Raw genomic sequence first — 14,931 nt, 5'->3', positions numbered from 1 at the left:
TTTATGGAAACCAATGATGAAAACACTTTCATTGTCGAAAAGAGACGACTTATTACAATTGAGGAGGAACAAAGTGTGGATATCCTACTAGGTATCGTGGCAATTGCCGTGATTCTCGGAATTGCATTTCTAATGTCTAATGATCGAAAGAACATTAACTATACTGGCGTCATCGTTATGTTAGTGGCACAGCTGATTACTACGCTGGTGATGTTTAAAACAGAGGTTGGACGAACAATTATTGATGGAGTGTCATGGGTATTTAACAAGCTGATTAAATATGGTTCAGCTGGAGTAGATTTCGTTCTTGGAGGAATTGCGGTTAATGACGGCGCTACTGTTTTCTTCTTTAACGTACTTTTATTAATTATTTTCTTTGCAACCATCCTTTCTGTACTTACGTATTTAAAAATACTTCCCTTCATTATTAAATATATCGGCCAGTTTATTTCCTATATTACCGGCCTTCCAAAAGTGGAATCTTTTAATGCTGTGAACAGTATCTTCTTCGGCCAGTCTGAAGCGATCCTTGCAATTAAGTCCCAATTCTCTCATTTAAGTGAAAATCGGCTTTATATCGTAAGTGCATCAGCTATGGGCTCTGTATCTGCTTCAATCGTAGGAGCTTATATTAATATACTTCCTGCAGAGTTTGTACTGGTGGCTCTTCCGCTTAATATGTTTAGTGCGCTGATTGTTGCTTCATTAATCTCGCCTGTTAAAGTTTCGAAAGAGGAGGACCATGTAGATATTCACGAAGTGTCCAATGCGAACAGCTTTTTTGAAGCCATGGGGAACGGAGCATTAGATGGCGGGAAAATTGCTTTAATAGTTGCGGCTATGCTGATTGCCTTTATTGCTTCTCTTGACTTAGTGAACGCTGTATTCTCATCTCTATTTAATGGGTTTACTTTACAGGAAGCATTAGGATATGTGCTTGCACCAATTGGACTTCTTATGGGAATACCAGCTGGTGAAGTCATTGATGCAGGGGCCATTATGGGAACTAAAATTGTGACGAATGAATTTGTGGCTATGCTTCAATTTAAAGACATGGTTCCTTCAGTATCAGAAAAAACAGTTGGAATTGTTACGGTCTTTCTTACAAGCTTCGCTAACTTTTCCTCTATCGGGATTATTGCCGGTACAGTACAGGGGATTGATCCTGACAAAGGAAGAAAAGTTTCCGGTTTTGGAATGAAGCTGCTGATCGGTGCCACTCTAGGCTCTATGTTATCTGCTACGATGGCAGGACTTTTCCTATAAACCATCAAGAGGCTGGGACACACGTGTTTCAGTCATACTAAATTCCGAATGAGGGTGAATTGTTTATCATACCATTTCATCTTCGTTCGGATTTTTTGTATTTTACACGCTGTTGCCTTTCTCCCTTAAAGTGCAAACTGTGTTTTGTCTTCCTGCCCGTCATGAACTTAAAATAAAGAGGAGTGTTAAACCCGCATTCAGGAATGAATGCGGGTTTTTTCTTGTAGTTTTCTACAAAATATTTTTTGTGCCGGAGACAAACATTCCTTTGCTTTTAACGGTCTGCTCGACGCAGGACTGCTAATAGCAGGGTTTATTCCCCAAACGGTTACTTAGAACGAACGAGACTTATGAATTTCCCATATCCTTCATTGTTCATCTTTAGTTTAGGGCTCTAATGAAGGGCCGGCTTCTTTTTTATATTTCAGCCTGCGCGCCCGTTTTTTTTGCAGGATAAGCATTCTGCAAAGTAGACAGACTGCACCGGCTGTTAGTCCGATAATTAAGCTCATCCAATATCCAAAAGGGCCGAGCGAAGAATGGGTGGCCAGCAGATATCCGCTTGGGAGACCGATCACCCAATACGAAATAAAGGCCATGACGAGTGTAATGTTGACGTCCTTGTAGCCGCGGAGAACTCCTTGTATAGGGGCTCCGAAGGCATCTGATAACTGAAAGAAAATCGCATAGTAAATAAAGTGCTTTGTCAGTTCAATGACTTTTTGATTAGAGCTGTAAAGGCGGGCTACCTGATCATCCAGGACATATAAAATTACCCCAGCAATGATAGAAAAGCCTACGGCCAGAATAATCCCCAGGTAAGAATAAGTTTTCGCATCCCGTTCACGCTTAGCACCAGCTTCAAATCCCACTGCAATAGTAAGCGAAAATGCTATGCTAAGCGGAATCATATATAAAAAAGAAGCAAAGTTAATAGCCGCCTGATGGGCTGCGATTGTATTCGTGTCGTAGGCAGTCATAAAAAATGTAACCGCGGCAAAAATACTTGTTTCAAAGAAAATGGCAAAACCAATGGGGATTCCGATTGTTAATTGTTCCCACCATTCTTTAAGGGAGGGGGCAATCCTTGTTGACATCAGGTGATAACTGGTTAACGGTTTAACCTTGGCGATTACGATCAAAATAATGATTAACGAAGTCCAGTATGTGAGAGCAGAAGCAAGGCCGGCACCTATTCCTCCTAGAGCTGGAAGGCCGAATTTTCCAAAGATCAATACGTAATTGAATAGAATATTGACCGGAAGACTTAGTAAAATGATGAACATAGAAATCCTTGTTATACCGAGAGCATCGACAAATGACCTTAAGATATTGAACACAAATAATGGTATGATTCCTGTTCCAAGTGTGATTAAATAATATTTAGCGACATGGCTCACTTCAGGATCTATATCTAATAAATGGAGCGCTGGATCTAGCAGGAAATATCCAGTGATGCCGACGGTTACAGCAAGTATTATCGCAAGGTACACCCCTTGAATGACGGATGGCGCAATATCTTCTTCCTTCTTTGCTCCTTTTAATTGGGCGACAATTGGAGAAATCGCCATAAGAATCCCATTCAATCCTGTAAATACCGGCACCCAGATACTTGAACCGATGGCGACACCGGCAAGCTGGTTCGGCCCTGCTTTCCCTGACATGATCGTATCGAAAAAATTCATTGAATACATACCTATTTGTGTAATGAGGATAGGCGTTAAAATGGTTAGCAGTAACTTTATTTTTGCTTGAATCGTGTGAGTCTCATACATAAGTATCTCCTTTTTGATACAATTCCATAAGAACACGAGGATTATAGCACATTTATCTATTGAAACCCAGCTACATCCATCGAAGAAAGGACGTTGAAAGCTGCTATGAAGAATAAGCGGATACTCTTTACCGGCGGAGGAACAGCTGGTCACGTCATCGTAAATCTGGCTCTTATTCCTGAATTTCAGAAACAGGGATATGAAGTAGATTATATTGGCTCGTATGAAGGAATTGAACGGCAGCTGATAGAATCCATTTCAGGAGTGACCTACCATTCCATTTCCACTGGGAAACTGCGAAGATACATGTCTAAAGAAAACTTTAAAGATCCTTTTAAAGTCATGAAAGGGCTACTCCAGTCGATTGGTATTATTCGAAAGAGAAAGCCTCGCGTAGTTTTTTCAAAAGGGGGATTTGTTTCTGTCCCGGTGGTTGCAGCAGCGAAGCTTAATCGTGTACCAGCAATTATTCATGAATCTGATTATACGCCAGGACTAGCTAACAAGCTGTCTTTCCCTTTTGCACACAAAATATTGGCTACATTTCCAGAGACGATGCAGCATCTGCCTGAAGAAAAAGGCGAGTACATCGGTGCGGTTGTCCGGGAAGAGCTCTTCACAGGAAATGCTCGAAAAGGACTGCAGCTATGCGGGTTTACGAGTCAAAAGCCTGTCCTTATGGTTATGGGAGGCAGCACGGGTTCAAAGAAGATTAATGAGGCGGTTCGCAGTAATTTAGAACCCTTATTAAACGATCTTCAAGTCATCCACGTTTGTGGAAAGAATAATGTTGATCCTGCTTTTAATCATCGTGGGTATGCTCAGTTCGAATACGTGAAAGATGAATTGAAGGACCTTTTTGCGGCGAGTGATTTCGTAGTTTCAAGAGCGGGCTCCAATTCTATTTTTGAATTCCTTGCGTTACGAAAACCGATGCTTCTCATCCCACTCTCAAGAAAAGCGAGTCGCGGGGACCAGATCTTAAATGCGGATTCTTTCGTTAAGCAGGGATATGCTCATAAATTAGAAGAAGAGGATCTATCGAATGAACGTCTGCTTTCGGAAATCAGACATTTAATTGATGATAAAGAGGCCATGATTCAACAAATGGAAAATTATCAAAGTGAAAAAACGAAGGAAAGAGTGGTTTCCCTCATTCAAAATGCTCAAAAATAATGAAACCTGCAGTGGCGGTCGTCACTGCAGGTTCTTTATTTTGCAGCAGTTTTGTCCTTGCGCTTCTTAATGCTTAGAAATATGATGCGCCTGCGTTACAATAGAGAAGATCATGAATATTTATGGGTAAAAAAATGCAGGTTGGGAGTAGATAAAGTGGACACTCATATATGCCGTTATTGTTTCAAAGAAATAAAAAGCAGAGATGAACTGGTGACCGCGTCCAGCTGGTTTCGGATTCGTCCTTATCACTATCGCTGCTTTCAGCTTCTTGAAGAGGATACACGAACGGTTGCTGGAGCATGGACTCCGATTAATGGGACTGTTGGACTCGTAACGGTTTTCATTATGCTGGGATTATCAATCCTCATGCTGTCGACTTCGCTGCTCGGAGCGGTAGGAGATCTTATCGGAGTGCTGGCTCTATATCCTGTGCTACTGAGGATATTGTCATTCATTGCTATTGAAAGCAGAATTCCAGGGAGAAAAAAGAACAAATAATCAATAGGGGCAGGAATAACCCGGTTCAAAATCGAAGGAATTACATGCAGTAGTACTCAATTGCTTTACAAACCTGAGGAGGATTTATATGAGTAAAATGGGATTACAGCTTTATTCGATAAAAGAGGAAGTAGAGCAGGATTTTTTAGGGACCATTTCAAAAGTAGCTGACCTTGGTTATGAAGGTGTCCAGTTTGCAGGCTTTTTTGAAACGCCTGCAGAAGAACTGCGGACTTTGCTTGACCAGAAATCGATTGAGCCGGCAGGTGCACATATAAGCATTGACTTATTACGCGGTGCCCAGTTGCAGGAAACCCTTGAATACAACCGGGAAATTAATAATTCGTTAATCATCTGCCCTTTTCTCCCGGAAAACATGAGGCAGAATGCAGAGGATTATAAAAATGTCGCAGATCTGCTGAATAACATTGGGGAAAGGTGTAACAAAGCAGGATTTACTTTTGCCTACCATAACCACGCTTTCGAATTTGAACCTCAAGGTGCCTCGACTGGATTTGAAATTATTTGGAACAATACCGATCCGGAGTACGTCAAGATGGAACTCGATTGTTTTTGGGCCTTATACGCCGGCCATGATCCGAATGAGTTGATTCAAACGTATGGAGACCGGATCATTTCTTTACACATTAAAGATATTACAAAAAAAGGAAATCAACAGATCAGTACAGAAATTGGTCAAGGAAACTTAGATATAGCTGAAATTATTAACACAAGTAAAAATAACGAGGTAGAATGGATGATCGTGGAGCAGGAGCATTATGAAATGGATCAGATGGAGAGCTCCAAAGTAAACGCCGAGAACTTAAAAGAGCTTTTAACTGCAAAGTAATAGCCCGATCGCAAGTGATAAATGAGTAGAAAAATGCTTTTTGTCTAACTCTTCATCTTTCATGTAAAGATCGAATAAAGAATTCTCTTTCCCGAGTCAGGGGAGGAGAATTCTTTTTAAATGCATTTTTATGATAATTAGTAGATTAAATAAAATTGCCGCCTTAACCGACTCTTTAAGATCGAACCTTCTCGGCAGAAGGTAAAAATGTAAGCGGATAGATATTTGTTGCTCCGGTTTCTTTTTTATGGTATCGTAAATTTCGTTGCTTCGAAAAAAACAACATGAGGGCCTGCTTGAAACGTCATTCCATTTATAAGCTGAAGGGAGAATGGCAAATGACCGATCAACATCCTGATTTTAAGCTAGAGCTCGACCGTCTTATATTTACTAAAACGTATATGGACCATCTTATTACTTCGCAGGAATTCGGACAAGAAGCGTTAAAGCAGCGGCAGGAAGACGTTTTGGAAAAGCTCGATTTTAAGGACAGCAGTCTTCGTTACCAGGAAATGCTCACACACGCAAGCTTCATGAAAATGTCGAGAGACCAGTTAGAACACCTCAAACAACTACGAAACAAACCTTACTTTGCCCGCATTGATTTTCATCGAAAAGAAAAACCAGATCAGGAAATCTTCTACATTGGAAAAGTCTCATTATTTGACCGTGAAACCCAGAACCCTATTATTCTGGATTGGCGTTCCCCGCTTGCCAACGTCTATTATGAAGGAAGACTTGGGGATGTGAGTTATGAAGCTCACGAAGGAGAAGTTTACGAAGGAAGCGTCTCTTTAAAACGTCAATATCAGATTGAACAAGGTGAATTGCAGAGCTTCAGGGATATTGATATGACCACCAAGGACGAGCTGTTGCAGGATTCCTTATCTCAAACTTCAGAAAACCGCCTGACCGAAATCGTCTCTACCATTCAGGAAGAACAGAACCGTGTCATTCGGGCAGACCTGAGAAAACCAATTATTGTCCAGGGCGCTGCAGGGAGCGGAAAAACTACCATTGCTCTACACCGCATTTCGTACTTTTTGTATACGATGCGGGAAATTTTTAAACCGGAAGAGATGCTGATTTTAGCCCCCAATCGTTTATTTATTCACTATATATCAGAGGTTCTCCCGGAATTAGGAGTTCACAAAGCGAAGCAGTTTACCTTTATAGACTTTGTAAAGCATGTGACGGGTTTAACCTGGATTGTGGTAACTCCGCAAGAGACGCTTACCGATGCGATTGAACAAGGAAATGAAGAGCTTTGGATGGCTGAATATAAGGGCTCCAAAGCTTTTAAGGAAGTCATTGACCGCTATGTCCAAATCGTAAAAAAACAGTACGAAGTGGATCAGGATTTTTATTTAGCCGGATTCAGAATTAAGAGCGGAAAAGCAATCAAACGGCTGTTTGTGGAAGAGTACGATTATTTTCCTTATGAAGTACGGGTCCAAAAGATAAAAGCCGTCCTGCAAAGTGAAGTGCGCCGCAAGAAAAAGCAGATTCTTTCAAGTCTTGCAGCCAAATACGACGAGGAGCTGGATCATGCCCTCTTTGGAATGAAAGATCCTGAGAAAAGAAAGGTGAGAGTAAGCTACTTAATTACTCGTAAAGAAGAGCGGTTAAAAGAGGTAAAGAAAGAAGCACGTACCGCTGTGGCAAAATATATGAAGCAGTATCCTAAATTCAAACTGGTTCAGCTTTACCGGGACTTGTTTACAGAAGAAAACTTTCGCCAAGCAGCTCTTCATGACGCCAACCGTTTAAAGCCTTTAAAGAAAAAAACAGAAGAATATCTGCGGAGAAAACAGCTGCAAGCAGAGGATTTAGCTCCGCTCTTATATATGAAATCTTACCTGAGCGGACTTCATAAAGATGATCAGATGAAAAAAATTGTTATAGATGAAGCTCAGGATTACAGCTACTTTGAAATTTTCAGCTTAAGAAGAGCTTTTCGGACAGATCTTTTTACAATAGTAGGCGACTTGGCTCAGGGGATCTATCGATATCGAGGGCTTAAAGATTGGGACACATTAATGAAAGACGTGTTTCCAAAGGCCACATACCTTACGCTGCAAAAAACGTACAGAACCACGATTGAAATAATGGATGCTGCCAATCAATTGCTGGCGTTAATGCCTGAACAGCTGCCAAAAGCGGAACCAGTTGTCAGGCATGGAGAGAAACCGATTTTTGCTCCGCTCACACAAACTTGGACGAAGTATGTGGGCGAAGTAGTACAAGAGCTGAAGGGACAAAATATGGCCAGCTTCGCTGTGATAACCAAGACATGGAAAGAAGCAGAACTAGCGGCTTCCACATTAGCAGAAGCCGGGCTTCCGTTTCAACTGATGGATGAAGAGCAGGGGATGGGAGACTGTATGGTGCTCCCTGCTTACCTGGCTAAGGGTCTGGAATTTGATGTGGTGTTTCTTTATTGCAAGGAGCACGCTTACCAGTTGAATGAAATGGACATCAAGATGTTATATGTCGCCATGACCCGCCCTCTGCATCGTTTATTCTTAATAGGTGAAAATCGGGAAACCTTTCTGCTTTCCAAGATCGCCTCCGCTTTGTATAAGGAAGCGAGCTTAGACGTTTAAGAGGGAAGTGAAGGCGGGTATTTTATCCACATGCTTTAATTTCATAAGGAGTGGATAAAATGAGTTTAGCAGAAGCTGCAACGTTAAGTAATGGAATAAAGATGCCATGGGTGGGGCTTGGCGTTTATAAAATGGACGACGGCGAGCAGGTTGTTAAAGCGGTGAAATCAGCATTAAGCCTCGGTTACCGGCACATTGATACAGCTTCTTTCTATGATAATGAAGAAGGAGTTGGAAGAGCGATTAGGGAAAGCGATGTGCCCAGGGAAGAATTGTTTGTCACTACAAAAGTTTGGAATGACGAACAAGGCTATGATGAGACGCTTCGTGCTTTTGAACGCAGCATGAATAAATTAGGCCTTGATTATCTGGATCTCTACTTAATCCACTGGCCTGTTGGCAGTAAGTTTAAGGAAACTTGGAAAGCCATGGAAAAGCTATACAAAGAAGGAAAAGTAAAAGCTATCGGAGTCTGTAATTTTATGCAGCATCATTTGGAGGAATTAATGAAAGACGGGGAAATTAAACCGATGGTAAATCAGGTTGAATTCCATCCGGCTTTGTATCAAAAAGAATTGAGCGAATTTTGTCATCAACATGAGATTCAAATGGAAGCATGGGCACCTTTGGCAAGAGGTAAATATTTTGATGCAGCCATTTTAAAACAGCTGGCAGAAAAATACAATAAAACCCCGGCTCAAATCATGTTGAAATGGGATCTTCACCATAATGTTGTGACGATACCTAAATCGGCAAACAAAGACCGCCAGGCTCAAAACGCAGATTTGTTTGACTTTGATTTAAAAGATGATGAAGTTCTTCGCATCAATGAGCTTCATAATGGAGAGCGGATTGGTTTCCATCCAGATGAATTTAACAATCAATAATTAAAAAGGGGCTATGACAACAGTGTTTTAGCCATTATAAAATCCGAATGAAGGTGAACTTTTATGTAAGATTCACCATCATTCGGATTTTTTAGGTAGGTGAACTGCAAATTTAATTCCCGTCATTACTCCTGACAATTGTCTTTAAAAGGGGGAGCATGGTCGATCCGATAGAAGGTTTCTTTTTTTACAGGTCTACAAGACGCAAATCAGTTCAATGTTGGCACAGGATATGCCGGTCCTATCAAACTATTGACTCTTCGGATAGCAAAGTTTGCTTGCGAGAGTTAAGAGGTGCTGTTCCTGCTTGTCCACAATCTACATTGGCGAAAACGGGGACTATGGCCAGCGTAGGAAATACACGTAGACTTCTGCGGGAGGGAGGCAACGGGAAGACCCCGTAGTGCGCAGCACGAGGAGGCTCGCCAGCCGTCCGCAAAAAGCGAAGTGTATTTGCGAAGCGTTCCCTCAGAACCATCGATGGATTCGGAATTTCCTGATTCCTCATTGTTCGTTTTTAGAGGGAATGCTTTAAATCTTGAACTCAGCCCCTTTATTTCTCTTTCAGGAATCCGGTCAGTCTGCAAATATTATCTGATCATAAGCTCGTGGTGTTACACTTGAAAAACCTTTTTATTCAGTAATCCCGTGCCGCAGTAATTTAAAGCTGACTTTAAACTCTGGATTAATGTCTGGAATGATTTGCCGCAGCTCTTTTTTACTCAGCTGGTCGTTACGATTTTCGCTATTGTAGGCTCTTCCAAAGCCAAGCGGATCTACCTGTGCTTCTTTAAAACTGGTCGTAAGTTGATTTAGTTTTTCTGTGATTTTATTCTCTACTTCCTTTTCAATATCTTTTACCATTTTCTTTTGTTTAAAGTCAAGGTCTTTTGAACTTTCAAGCAGTCGTGCTTTTAATTGTATTTTTACTGTAGGATGCGCCGCTTCTCCTTCTTTGGTGGAAATGTGAATATTACTGTTAATTTCACTAAATGACAAAAACAGGGGATCATTTTTATATTTTTCTTTACTAATGGATCTCAAATACTTACTAAATGTCTTATTAGAAAGCTGAATCTGAAATTGTCCTTTCTTTAAATCATTCTGCATCAGCATCAGGTAAAAAACGTCTTGGTCAGGAATCTCTCCAACGAGCTGATCATCCTTTAACAGGCCGAGCCCTTTAATGACCACTTTATTATTTTCTTTACTCATTAACGGCAGAACAGGATCAATTCCTTTGTCGCTGAGAATATGGTTGAATTCATGGAGTGAGCAATCCGGGATGAGTTCTCTTTTAATGCTTTTCTCAACAAGCCGCTGGACATAGGTGCCCATATTTGGGGAGTCCTCTGTATTGATAGAATTTAATAAACTGGATGCCCTATCATCCGCTATGACGATATACCCCATATCGGAAATCTTTGCATCTCTTGAGAGGGTATCCATATACCTCATTAATCCTTCCTCTGCTATTTTTCTCCCATACATATCTAAACGAATCTGCCCGGAAACAAGCTTATGGCTCGTTTTTCTGTCCGCATTTAAGCGGACTCCTTTAAGCGTCTCCCCTTCACTTGAAATTACTTGTGATATATTAGGGGAAGAAGGATTGAACTGATAAATAACAAGGGTTCCGCTGATTTTATTGTCCTCAAGCTTGTCATATCCTGCAGATGTGATAATCCCCAGCTGTTCAATATAATTTTTCGGAAGACAACCGCAAAGCAGCAGGAATGTAGAAAAGATCAGGAGGAATTTCATTTTGCCCGCCTCCTTTTAAAAAGCTTTTTGAGTAAAAGTGCTGAATAAATAATAAAGGGATAAACGAATACAACCCAAAAGCCGATTCTGGCAGAGACATCCGTAACTTTGTTAATGTCCAGACGGTATTCAATGAGTATCGAAGTAACAAATAACAGGCCGCCAATTACGTACATCATCCATTTGTCTGGTGCACCGAAGCTCCTTTTCAGGACACGAATCATCATCCAGAAAAGGATGATCATATTAGGAAGTACGACTACCATCCACACGGAAACGGCTATGACATCAAACCGTTCGATAAATGAAAAATGGATGATTTTGAACATGGACAAGGTTGCCCAGACGGATTCCTGCAGCTGACCGGGGCTGAAGTATCCAACCGAAACGACGGTAACAAGGAGGACTAATAAATTGGTGGCGAACACGCCTGCATGAACAGGCAATTTCACATTTTGTTTATTCTTTACATACGGATAGATAAAAAATAATACTTCCATTCCAAGAACAGTAAAGGTCGTTTTATAGGCGCCTAGCAGAATATCTTTATAATTAGTGAGTCCAATAGGAGTAAAGTGGCTGAAATCCATTAACGAAATAGGCTTATATAAGGAAAATACAAGCCAAATCGTGGCTATAAAAAAGATAAAGCTGACCCCTACTACTACGCGTATTCCTCCGAGAAGACTGTAAATGATGAGAAAAATAAGAGCTAGACTCATCAGCCAAGTAGGCATTTCGGGAAAAACGAATACTTGAACAACTTCGATATAATTTTTTAAAACAGAAAGTGTCGTAGGGAATAAATAAACGAGATACATCAAGGAAAAAAACATACCGATCCATTTTCCAAATACATCTTCCTGAATCCCTAAAATATCCGCATTGTCATATTCTTTAAGGACGAAAAGCATCACTGCTGCAACAATGTGCAGACCAATAGATGCAATGATGATGGAGATCCACGCGTCTACCCCGGCTTCCAAAAAAATGATTCTCGGTACCCCCATAAGTCCTGCGCCTATTTGTACGGTATGAATAACGTAAAACAAGTAAAAAGCTTGGATTTTAGTGTCGTTCGTAATGGTTAAATTAGTGTTCATTTAGACTCTCCATTTTTATGCTCACTCGCTTCAGCTTCGCTGTATCTTTCTACATCTTTAGGCATGACGTTCACCGGCCGCCGGGTATTCTTTTGGAAAGGCATGCGAAAGATGGAATCATTAAAATCCTTAGCTTGAAAAGGGTACAAGGGAGATAAGTAAGGGCGGCCAAGCGATTTCTGTTTGAGCAGATGGATAGCTAAGAAGCTTAAACCAAAAAAAATGCCAATCATCCCCCAAAAGCCTGCCAGTAAAATCATCGGGAAGCGGATGATGCGGACAGCTGTCCCCATTAAATAACTGGGAGCTGTAAAGGAAGCAAGAGCGCTTAAAGCAACAATAATGATCAAAATGTTACTCGTAAATCCTGCTTTAACAGCCGCCTGACCAAGTACAATACCTCCTACGATACCCATTGTTTGTCCTACCTTAGTCGGGAGCCTTGCCCCTGCTTCTCTCAGCAGTTCTATGAGCAGTTCAAGCATGATGGCTTCAAATACGGGTGGAAAAGGGACTGTCGATCTGGACTGGCCGAGGGAAACAAGCAACGTTGAAGGTATGATTTCATAATGATAGGAGAGCGCAGCTACATACATAGGTGTTAATATTATGGATATGAACATGGCTGAGAACCTAAGGAGGCGGATAAATGTCCCCATGTTCCAGCGCATATATACATCTTCCGTAGATTCAAAAAAGCTGAACAGCGTCATTGGTCCAAGCAATGCCGATGGACTCTTGTCGACTAATACGCCTACACGCCCCTTCGCCAAAGAACTGCAGAAGCGGTCGGGCAGCTCAGTGAAAATGAGCTGCGGGAAGACAGTGCTTGAAGAATCCTCAATATATTGTCCGAGAACACTTGTATCTTCGATTTGGTCCACTTCAAGTTTGTCGATCCTTTCACGAAATGCATTAACATTTTCATCATTGGCAAGCGATTTTAAATAAACCAACCGAATTTCTGACTTGAGTCTTTCTCCTACAAGAAATTTCTCGACGACTAAATCATCGGTATCCATACGCCAGCGGAGTACGTTAAGGTTCGTTTCTAAGGATTCTGTAAACGCGATCTGAGGACCGAAAACGAGGGACTCAGTTTCAGCGCGGGCAAGCTGCCGCTTGGATTGTTCAGGAAGAGAAAATAAAACCGTATATTTCGCTCCTGGGATGTAGATGGATACGGCCCCGTGGATGAGCTCCTGAGTCGCTTTATTCATACAGTCGGTCACTTGGCTTACCGCAATGGGGATTCGGTTTTGCAAGTCGTTTATGGACCATGGTCTTCTCGCCTGCATAAGAGGAGTTAACAATTCTCTTTCTAGTGTTTCTTTGTTTACCTGGTAAGAGATAAAATGAATGACGATCTCCTGGCCTTTGATATGAAAGACTTTCTTGACAAGATCCGGGCTGTAATTGAATTGTTCCTGCATAGCGTCATCATAGGCTTGCAAAGTAAGCGGAAGCTGTTGAGTCATTTCTTCACCTTCTGTTGAAGTTTTGATGCCATTAGTATGCGGAAAATGAGAAACAATATTTAATTAATTGGTGATTCGTTTTCTATAAAAAATGGAGGGGAAGGATACCAAATTTCATGAAAAGGATAAAAAAGGAGATAATGAAGAAAAAGGGGTGAGATGATTGGAATTGCAATTGGTTGAAGTTTATATCCCTCATCATCACTTTGAAGCCATCGATGAAAAGCTCAAGGAATTTGACCATCAATCCTATTGGCTTTCTACTGAATCAGAGGAAAGAATGCTCGTTAGAATTTTAGTAAAAACAAGAGATGTAGAAGAAATTCTGAATTACCTGGAAGGGGTCTCAAACGTAGTAGAAGGCTTCGAAACGATGCTTATTCCGGTACAAACTTATTTTTCCAAAGAAACAGTCAACGAGGGTTCAAAGGATGAAGAAGAATCGAAAGAAAAAGAAAAAGAGAACGCCAGGCTGCTGCGCGCCAGCCGGCAGGAATTGATTAATGCTGTAGAAAAGAACGGAAGAGTTACTTGGAATTACTCGCTGATGATTATTTTATCCGCTATTGTCGCGACCGTTGGTTTTCTTAAGGATAGTGAAGCAGTAGTTATAGGGGCTATGGTGATTGCACCAATGATAGGGCCGGTCATTGCGGTTGCTTTTTCTGCGGTGCTTGGTGATTATAAGCTGTTAGGCAAAGCGGCCATTACATCCTTGTATGGTATTATTATTGTTTTACTTATTTCTGTTATTTTTGGCTATTTTTCCGACCTTGGCATGAATACGGATCAATATTTGGACCGGACGAAAGTGACGATTATTGATATCTTTCTAGGTGTAGCTTCTGGTGCCGCTGGGGCATTGGCGTTTTTAAACCGCTTGTCTGGAAATCTCGTCGGCGTCATGGTGGCCGTAGCTTTACTTCCACCAACCGTCGCGATGGGGATGTCGCTTGGGGATGGCTCTTTTTTGCATGGATACGGAGCATTTCTTCTATTAACCGTTAACATTATGTCGATCTTGCTATCCGCTGTGATTATTTTTTCGATTAGCGGAATTCGTCCTGTACGATGGGTGGAGGTTCAGAAAGCGAATGTATCACGACCACTGTCCATCGTTTTCGTCGCGGTTATTGTCCTTATCCTTGCCTTTGTTATTATTATTGGTAAAAATGTCAATGCATAAAGATGAATATTTTTTAACACTTTTTACGTAAGAGTGGTTGAATTAATTTTTTGAAAATTATATAATTAATAATCATTAACACAAAGGAGGTCACGATCATCATGGAGAATCAACAAGCTACTTACACAGTTAATTTCATAATGATCGTGACTTGGATATGAGCAGGAAGTTTTGTATTTAACTCAATCATTCTGGTCACTGTTTTGCGTGACCGCTGCCATATGTTTATGAAGCATACGTCTGGGGACGTATGCTTTTTTTGTGTCTTTTGGTGGGATGCCGTTCTCGATTGGAAGAGGACTGTTTCTATAAATACTTATGAGGAGGATAACGATATGA

General features: G+C 41.1%; 11 protein-coding genes. 7 read left to right on the top strand and 4 right to left on the bottom strand.

Going from position 1 to position 14,931, the window contains the following annotated elements; translation table 11 throughout:
• Positions 1-75 precede the first annotated feature (75 nt).
• A complete protein-coding gene (locus tag MUN89_RS17080; RefSeq protein ID WP_244708965.1) occupies positions 76-1,266 on the top strand; it encodes a NupC/NupG family nucleoside CNT transporter in 1,191 nt (396 codons plus the stop codon).
• Positions 1,267-1,652: 386 nt separating this feature from the next.
• Here the strand turns inward: MUN89_RS17080 and MUN89_RS17075 are convergent, their stop codons facing one another.
• A complete protein-coding gene (locus tag MUN89_RS17075; protein ID WP_244708964.1) occupies positions 1,653-3,041 on the bottom strand; it encodes an MATE family efflux transporter in 1,389 nt (462 codons plus the stop codon).
• A 105-nt stretch (positions 3,042-3,146) separates the two neighbouring features.
• Here MUN89_RS17075 and MUN89_RS17070 point away from each other — a divergent pair, with 105 nt between their 5' ends.
• From MUN89_RS17070 to MUN89_RS17050, 5 genes are all read left to right on the top strand, one after another.
• Positions 3,147-4,217 carry an undecaprenyldiphospho-muramoylpentapeptide beta-N-acetylglucosaminyltransferase gene (locus MUN89_RS17070; RefSeq protein ID WP_244708963.1) on the top strand — a complete coding sequence of 357 codons (1,071 nt, stop codon included), beginning with the start codon at positions 3,147-3,149 and terminating at the stop codon, positions 4,215-4,217.
• Positions 4,218-4,286: 69 nt separating this feature from the next.
• Positions 4,287-4,718, top strand: a complete 432-nt coding sequence (locus MUN89_RS17065; protein WP_244708962.1) for a hypothetical protein — start codon at positions 4,287-4,289, stop codon at positions 4,716-4,718.
• 88 nt (positions 4,719-4,806) lie between these two features.
• Positions 4,807-5,568, top strand: a complete 762-nt coding sequence (locus MUN89_RS17060) for a sugar phosphate isomerase/epimerase family protein (protein WP_244708961.1) — start codon at positions 4,807-4,809, stop codon at positions 5,566-5,568.
• 338 nt (positions 5,569-5,906) lie between these two features.
• A complete protein-coding gene (helD, locus tag MUN89_RS17055; protein ID WP_244708960.1) occupies positions 5,907-8,174 on the top strand; it encodes an RNA polymerase recycling motor HelD in 2,268 nt (755 codons plus the stop codon).
• Between the two features lie 59 nt (positions 8,175-8,233).
• Complete coding sequence (locus tag MUN89_RS17050) at positions 8,234-9,061, top strand: aldo/keto reductase (RefSeq protein ID WP_244708959.1); 828 nt, start codon at positions 8,234-8,236, stop codon at positions 9,059-9,061.
• Between the two features lie 633 nt (positions 9,062-9,694).
• Here the strand turns inward: MUN89_RS17050 and MUN89_RS17045 are convergent.
• Genes MUN89_RS17045 through MUN89_RS17035 form a run of 3 tightly spaced genes read right to left on the bottom strand, consistent with a single transcriptional unit; the run spans position 9,695 to position 13,406 of the window.
• Positions 9,695-10,825: a Ger(x)C family spore germination protein gene (locus tag MUN89_RS17045; protein WP_244708958.1), complete on the bottom strand. Its 1,131-nt coding sequence runs from the start codon at positions 10,823-10,825 to the stop codon at positions 9,695-9,697.
• A complete protein-coding gene (locus MUN89_RS17040; RefSeq protein WP_244708957.1) occupies positions 10,822-11,928 on the bottom strand; it encodes a GerAB/ArcD/ProY family transporter in 1,107 nt (368 codons plus the stop codon). The genes MUN89_RS17045 and MUN89_RS17040 overlap by 4 nt, the downstream gene beginning before the upstream one ends.
• Entirely contained in the window at positions 11,925-13,406 is a 1,482-nt protein-coding gene (locus MUN89_RS17035) for a spore germination protein (RefSeq protein WP_244708956.1), read from the bottom strand. The genes MUN89_RS17040 and MUN89_RS17035 overlap by 4 nt, the downstream gene beginning before the upstream one ends.
• A 163-nt stretch (positions 13,407-13,569) precedes the next feature.
• On the opposite strand from MUN89_RS17035, the gene MUN89_RS17030 reads away from it, so the two are divergent.
• Positions 13,570-14,592 carry a TIGR00341 family protein gene (locus tag MUN89_RS17030; RefSeq protein ID WP_244708955.1) on the top strand — a complete coding sequence of 341 codons (1,023 nt, stop codon included), beginning with the start codon at positions 13,570-13,572 and terminating at the stop codon, positions 14,590-14,592.
• The last annotated feature ends 339 nt before the right edge of the window (positions 14,593-14,931 follow it).

This window comes from Halobacillus salinarum (assembly GCF_022919095.1).
Classification (GTDB): Bacteria; Bacillota; Bacilli; order Bacillales; family Halobacillaceae; genus Halobacillus_B; species Halobacillus_B salinarum.
This window is presented reverse-complemented; position numbering and strand designations above follow the sequence as displayed.

Coding starts and splice junctions, on each gene's coding strand:
- MUN89_RS17070 (WP_244708963.1), top strand. CDS start 3,147: ATGAAGAATAAGCGGATACTCTTTACCGGCGGAGGAACAGCTGGTCAC.
- MUN89_RS17035 (WP_244708956.1), bottom strand. CDS start 13,406: ATGACTCAACAGCTTCCGCTTACTTTGCAAGCCTATGATGACGCTATG.
- MUN89_RS17045 (WP_244708958.1), bottom strand. CDS start 10,825: ATGAAATTCCTCCTGATCTTTTCTACATTCCTGCTGCTTTGCGGTTGT.
- MUN89_RS17050 (WP_244708959.1), top strand. CDS start 8,234: ATGAGTTTAGCAGAAGCTGCAACGTTAAGTAATGGAATAAAGATGCCA.
- MUN89_RS17040 (WP_244708957.1), bottom strand. CDS start 11,928: ATGAACACTAATTTAACCATTACGAACGACACTAAAATCCAAGCTTTT.
- MUN89_RS17065 (WP_244708962.1), top strand. CDS start 4,287: ATGCTTAGAAATATGATGCGCCTGCGTTACAATAGAGAAGATCATGAA.
- helD (WP_244708960.1), top strand. CDS start 5,907: ATGACCGATCAACATCCTGATTTTAAGCTAGAGCTCGACCGTCTTATA.
- MUN89_RS17060 (WP_244708961.1), top strand. CDS start 4,807: ATGAGTAAAATGGGATTACAGCTTTATTCGATAAAAGAGGAAGTAGAG.
- MUN89_RS17075 (WP_244708964.1), bottom strand. CDS start 3,041: ATGTATGAGACTCACACGATTCAAGCAAAAATAAAGTTACTGCTAACC.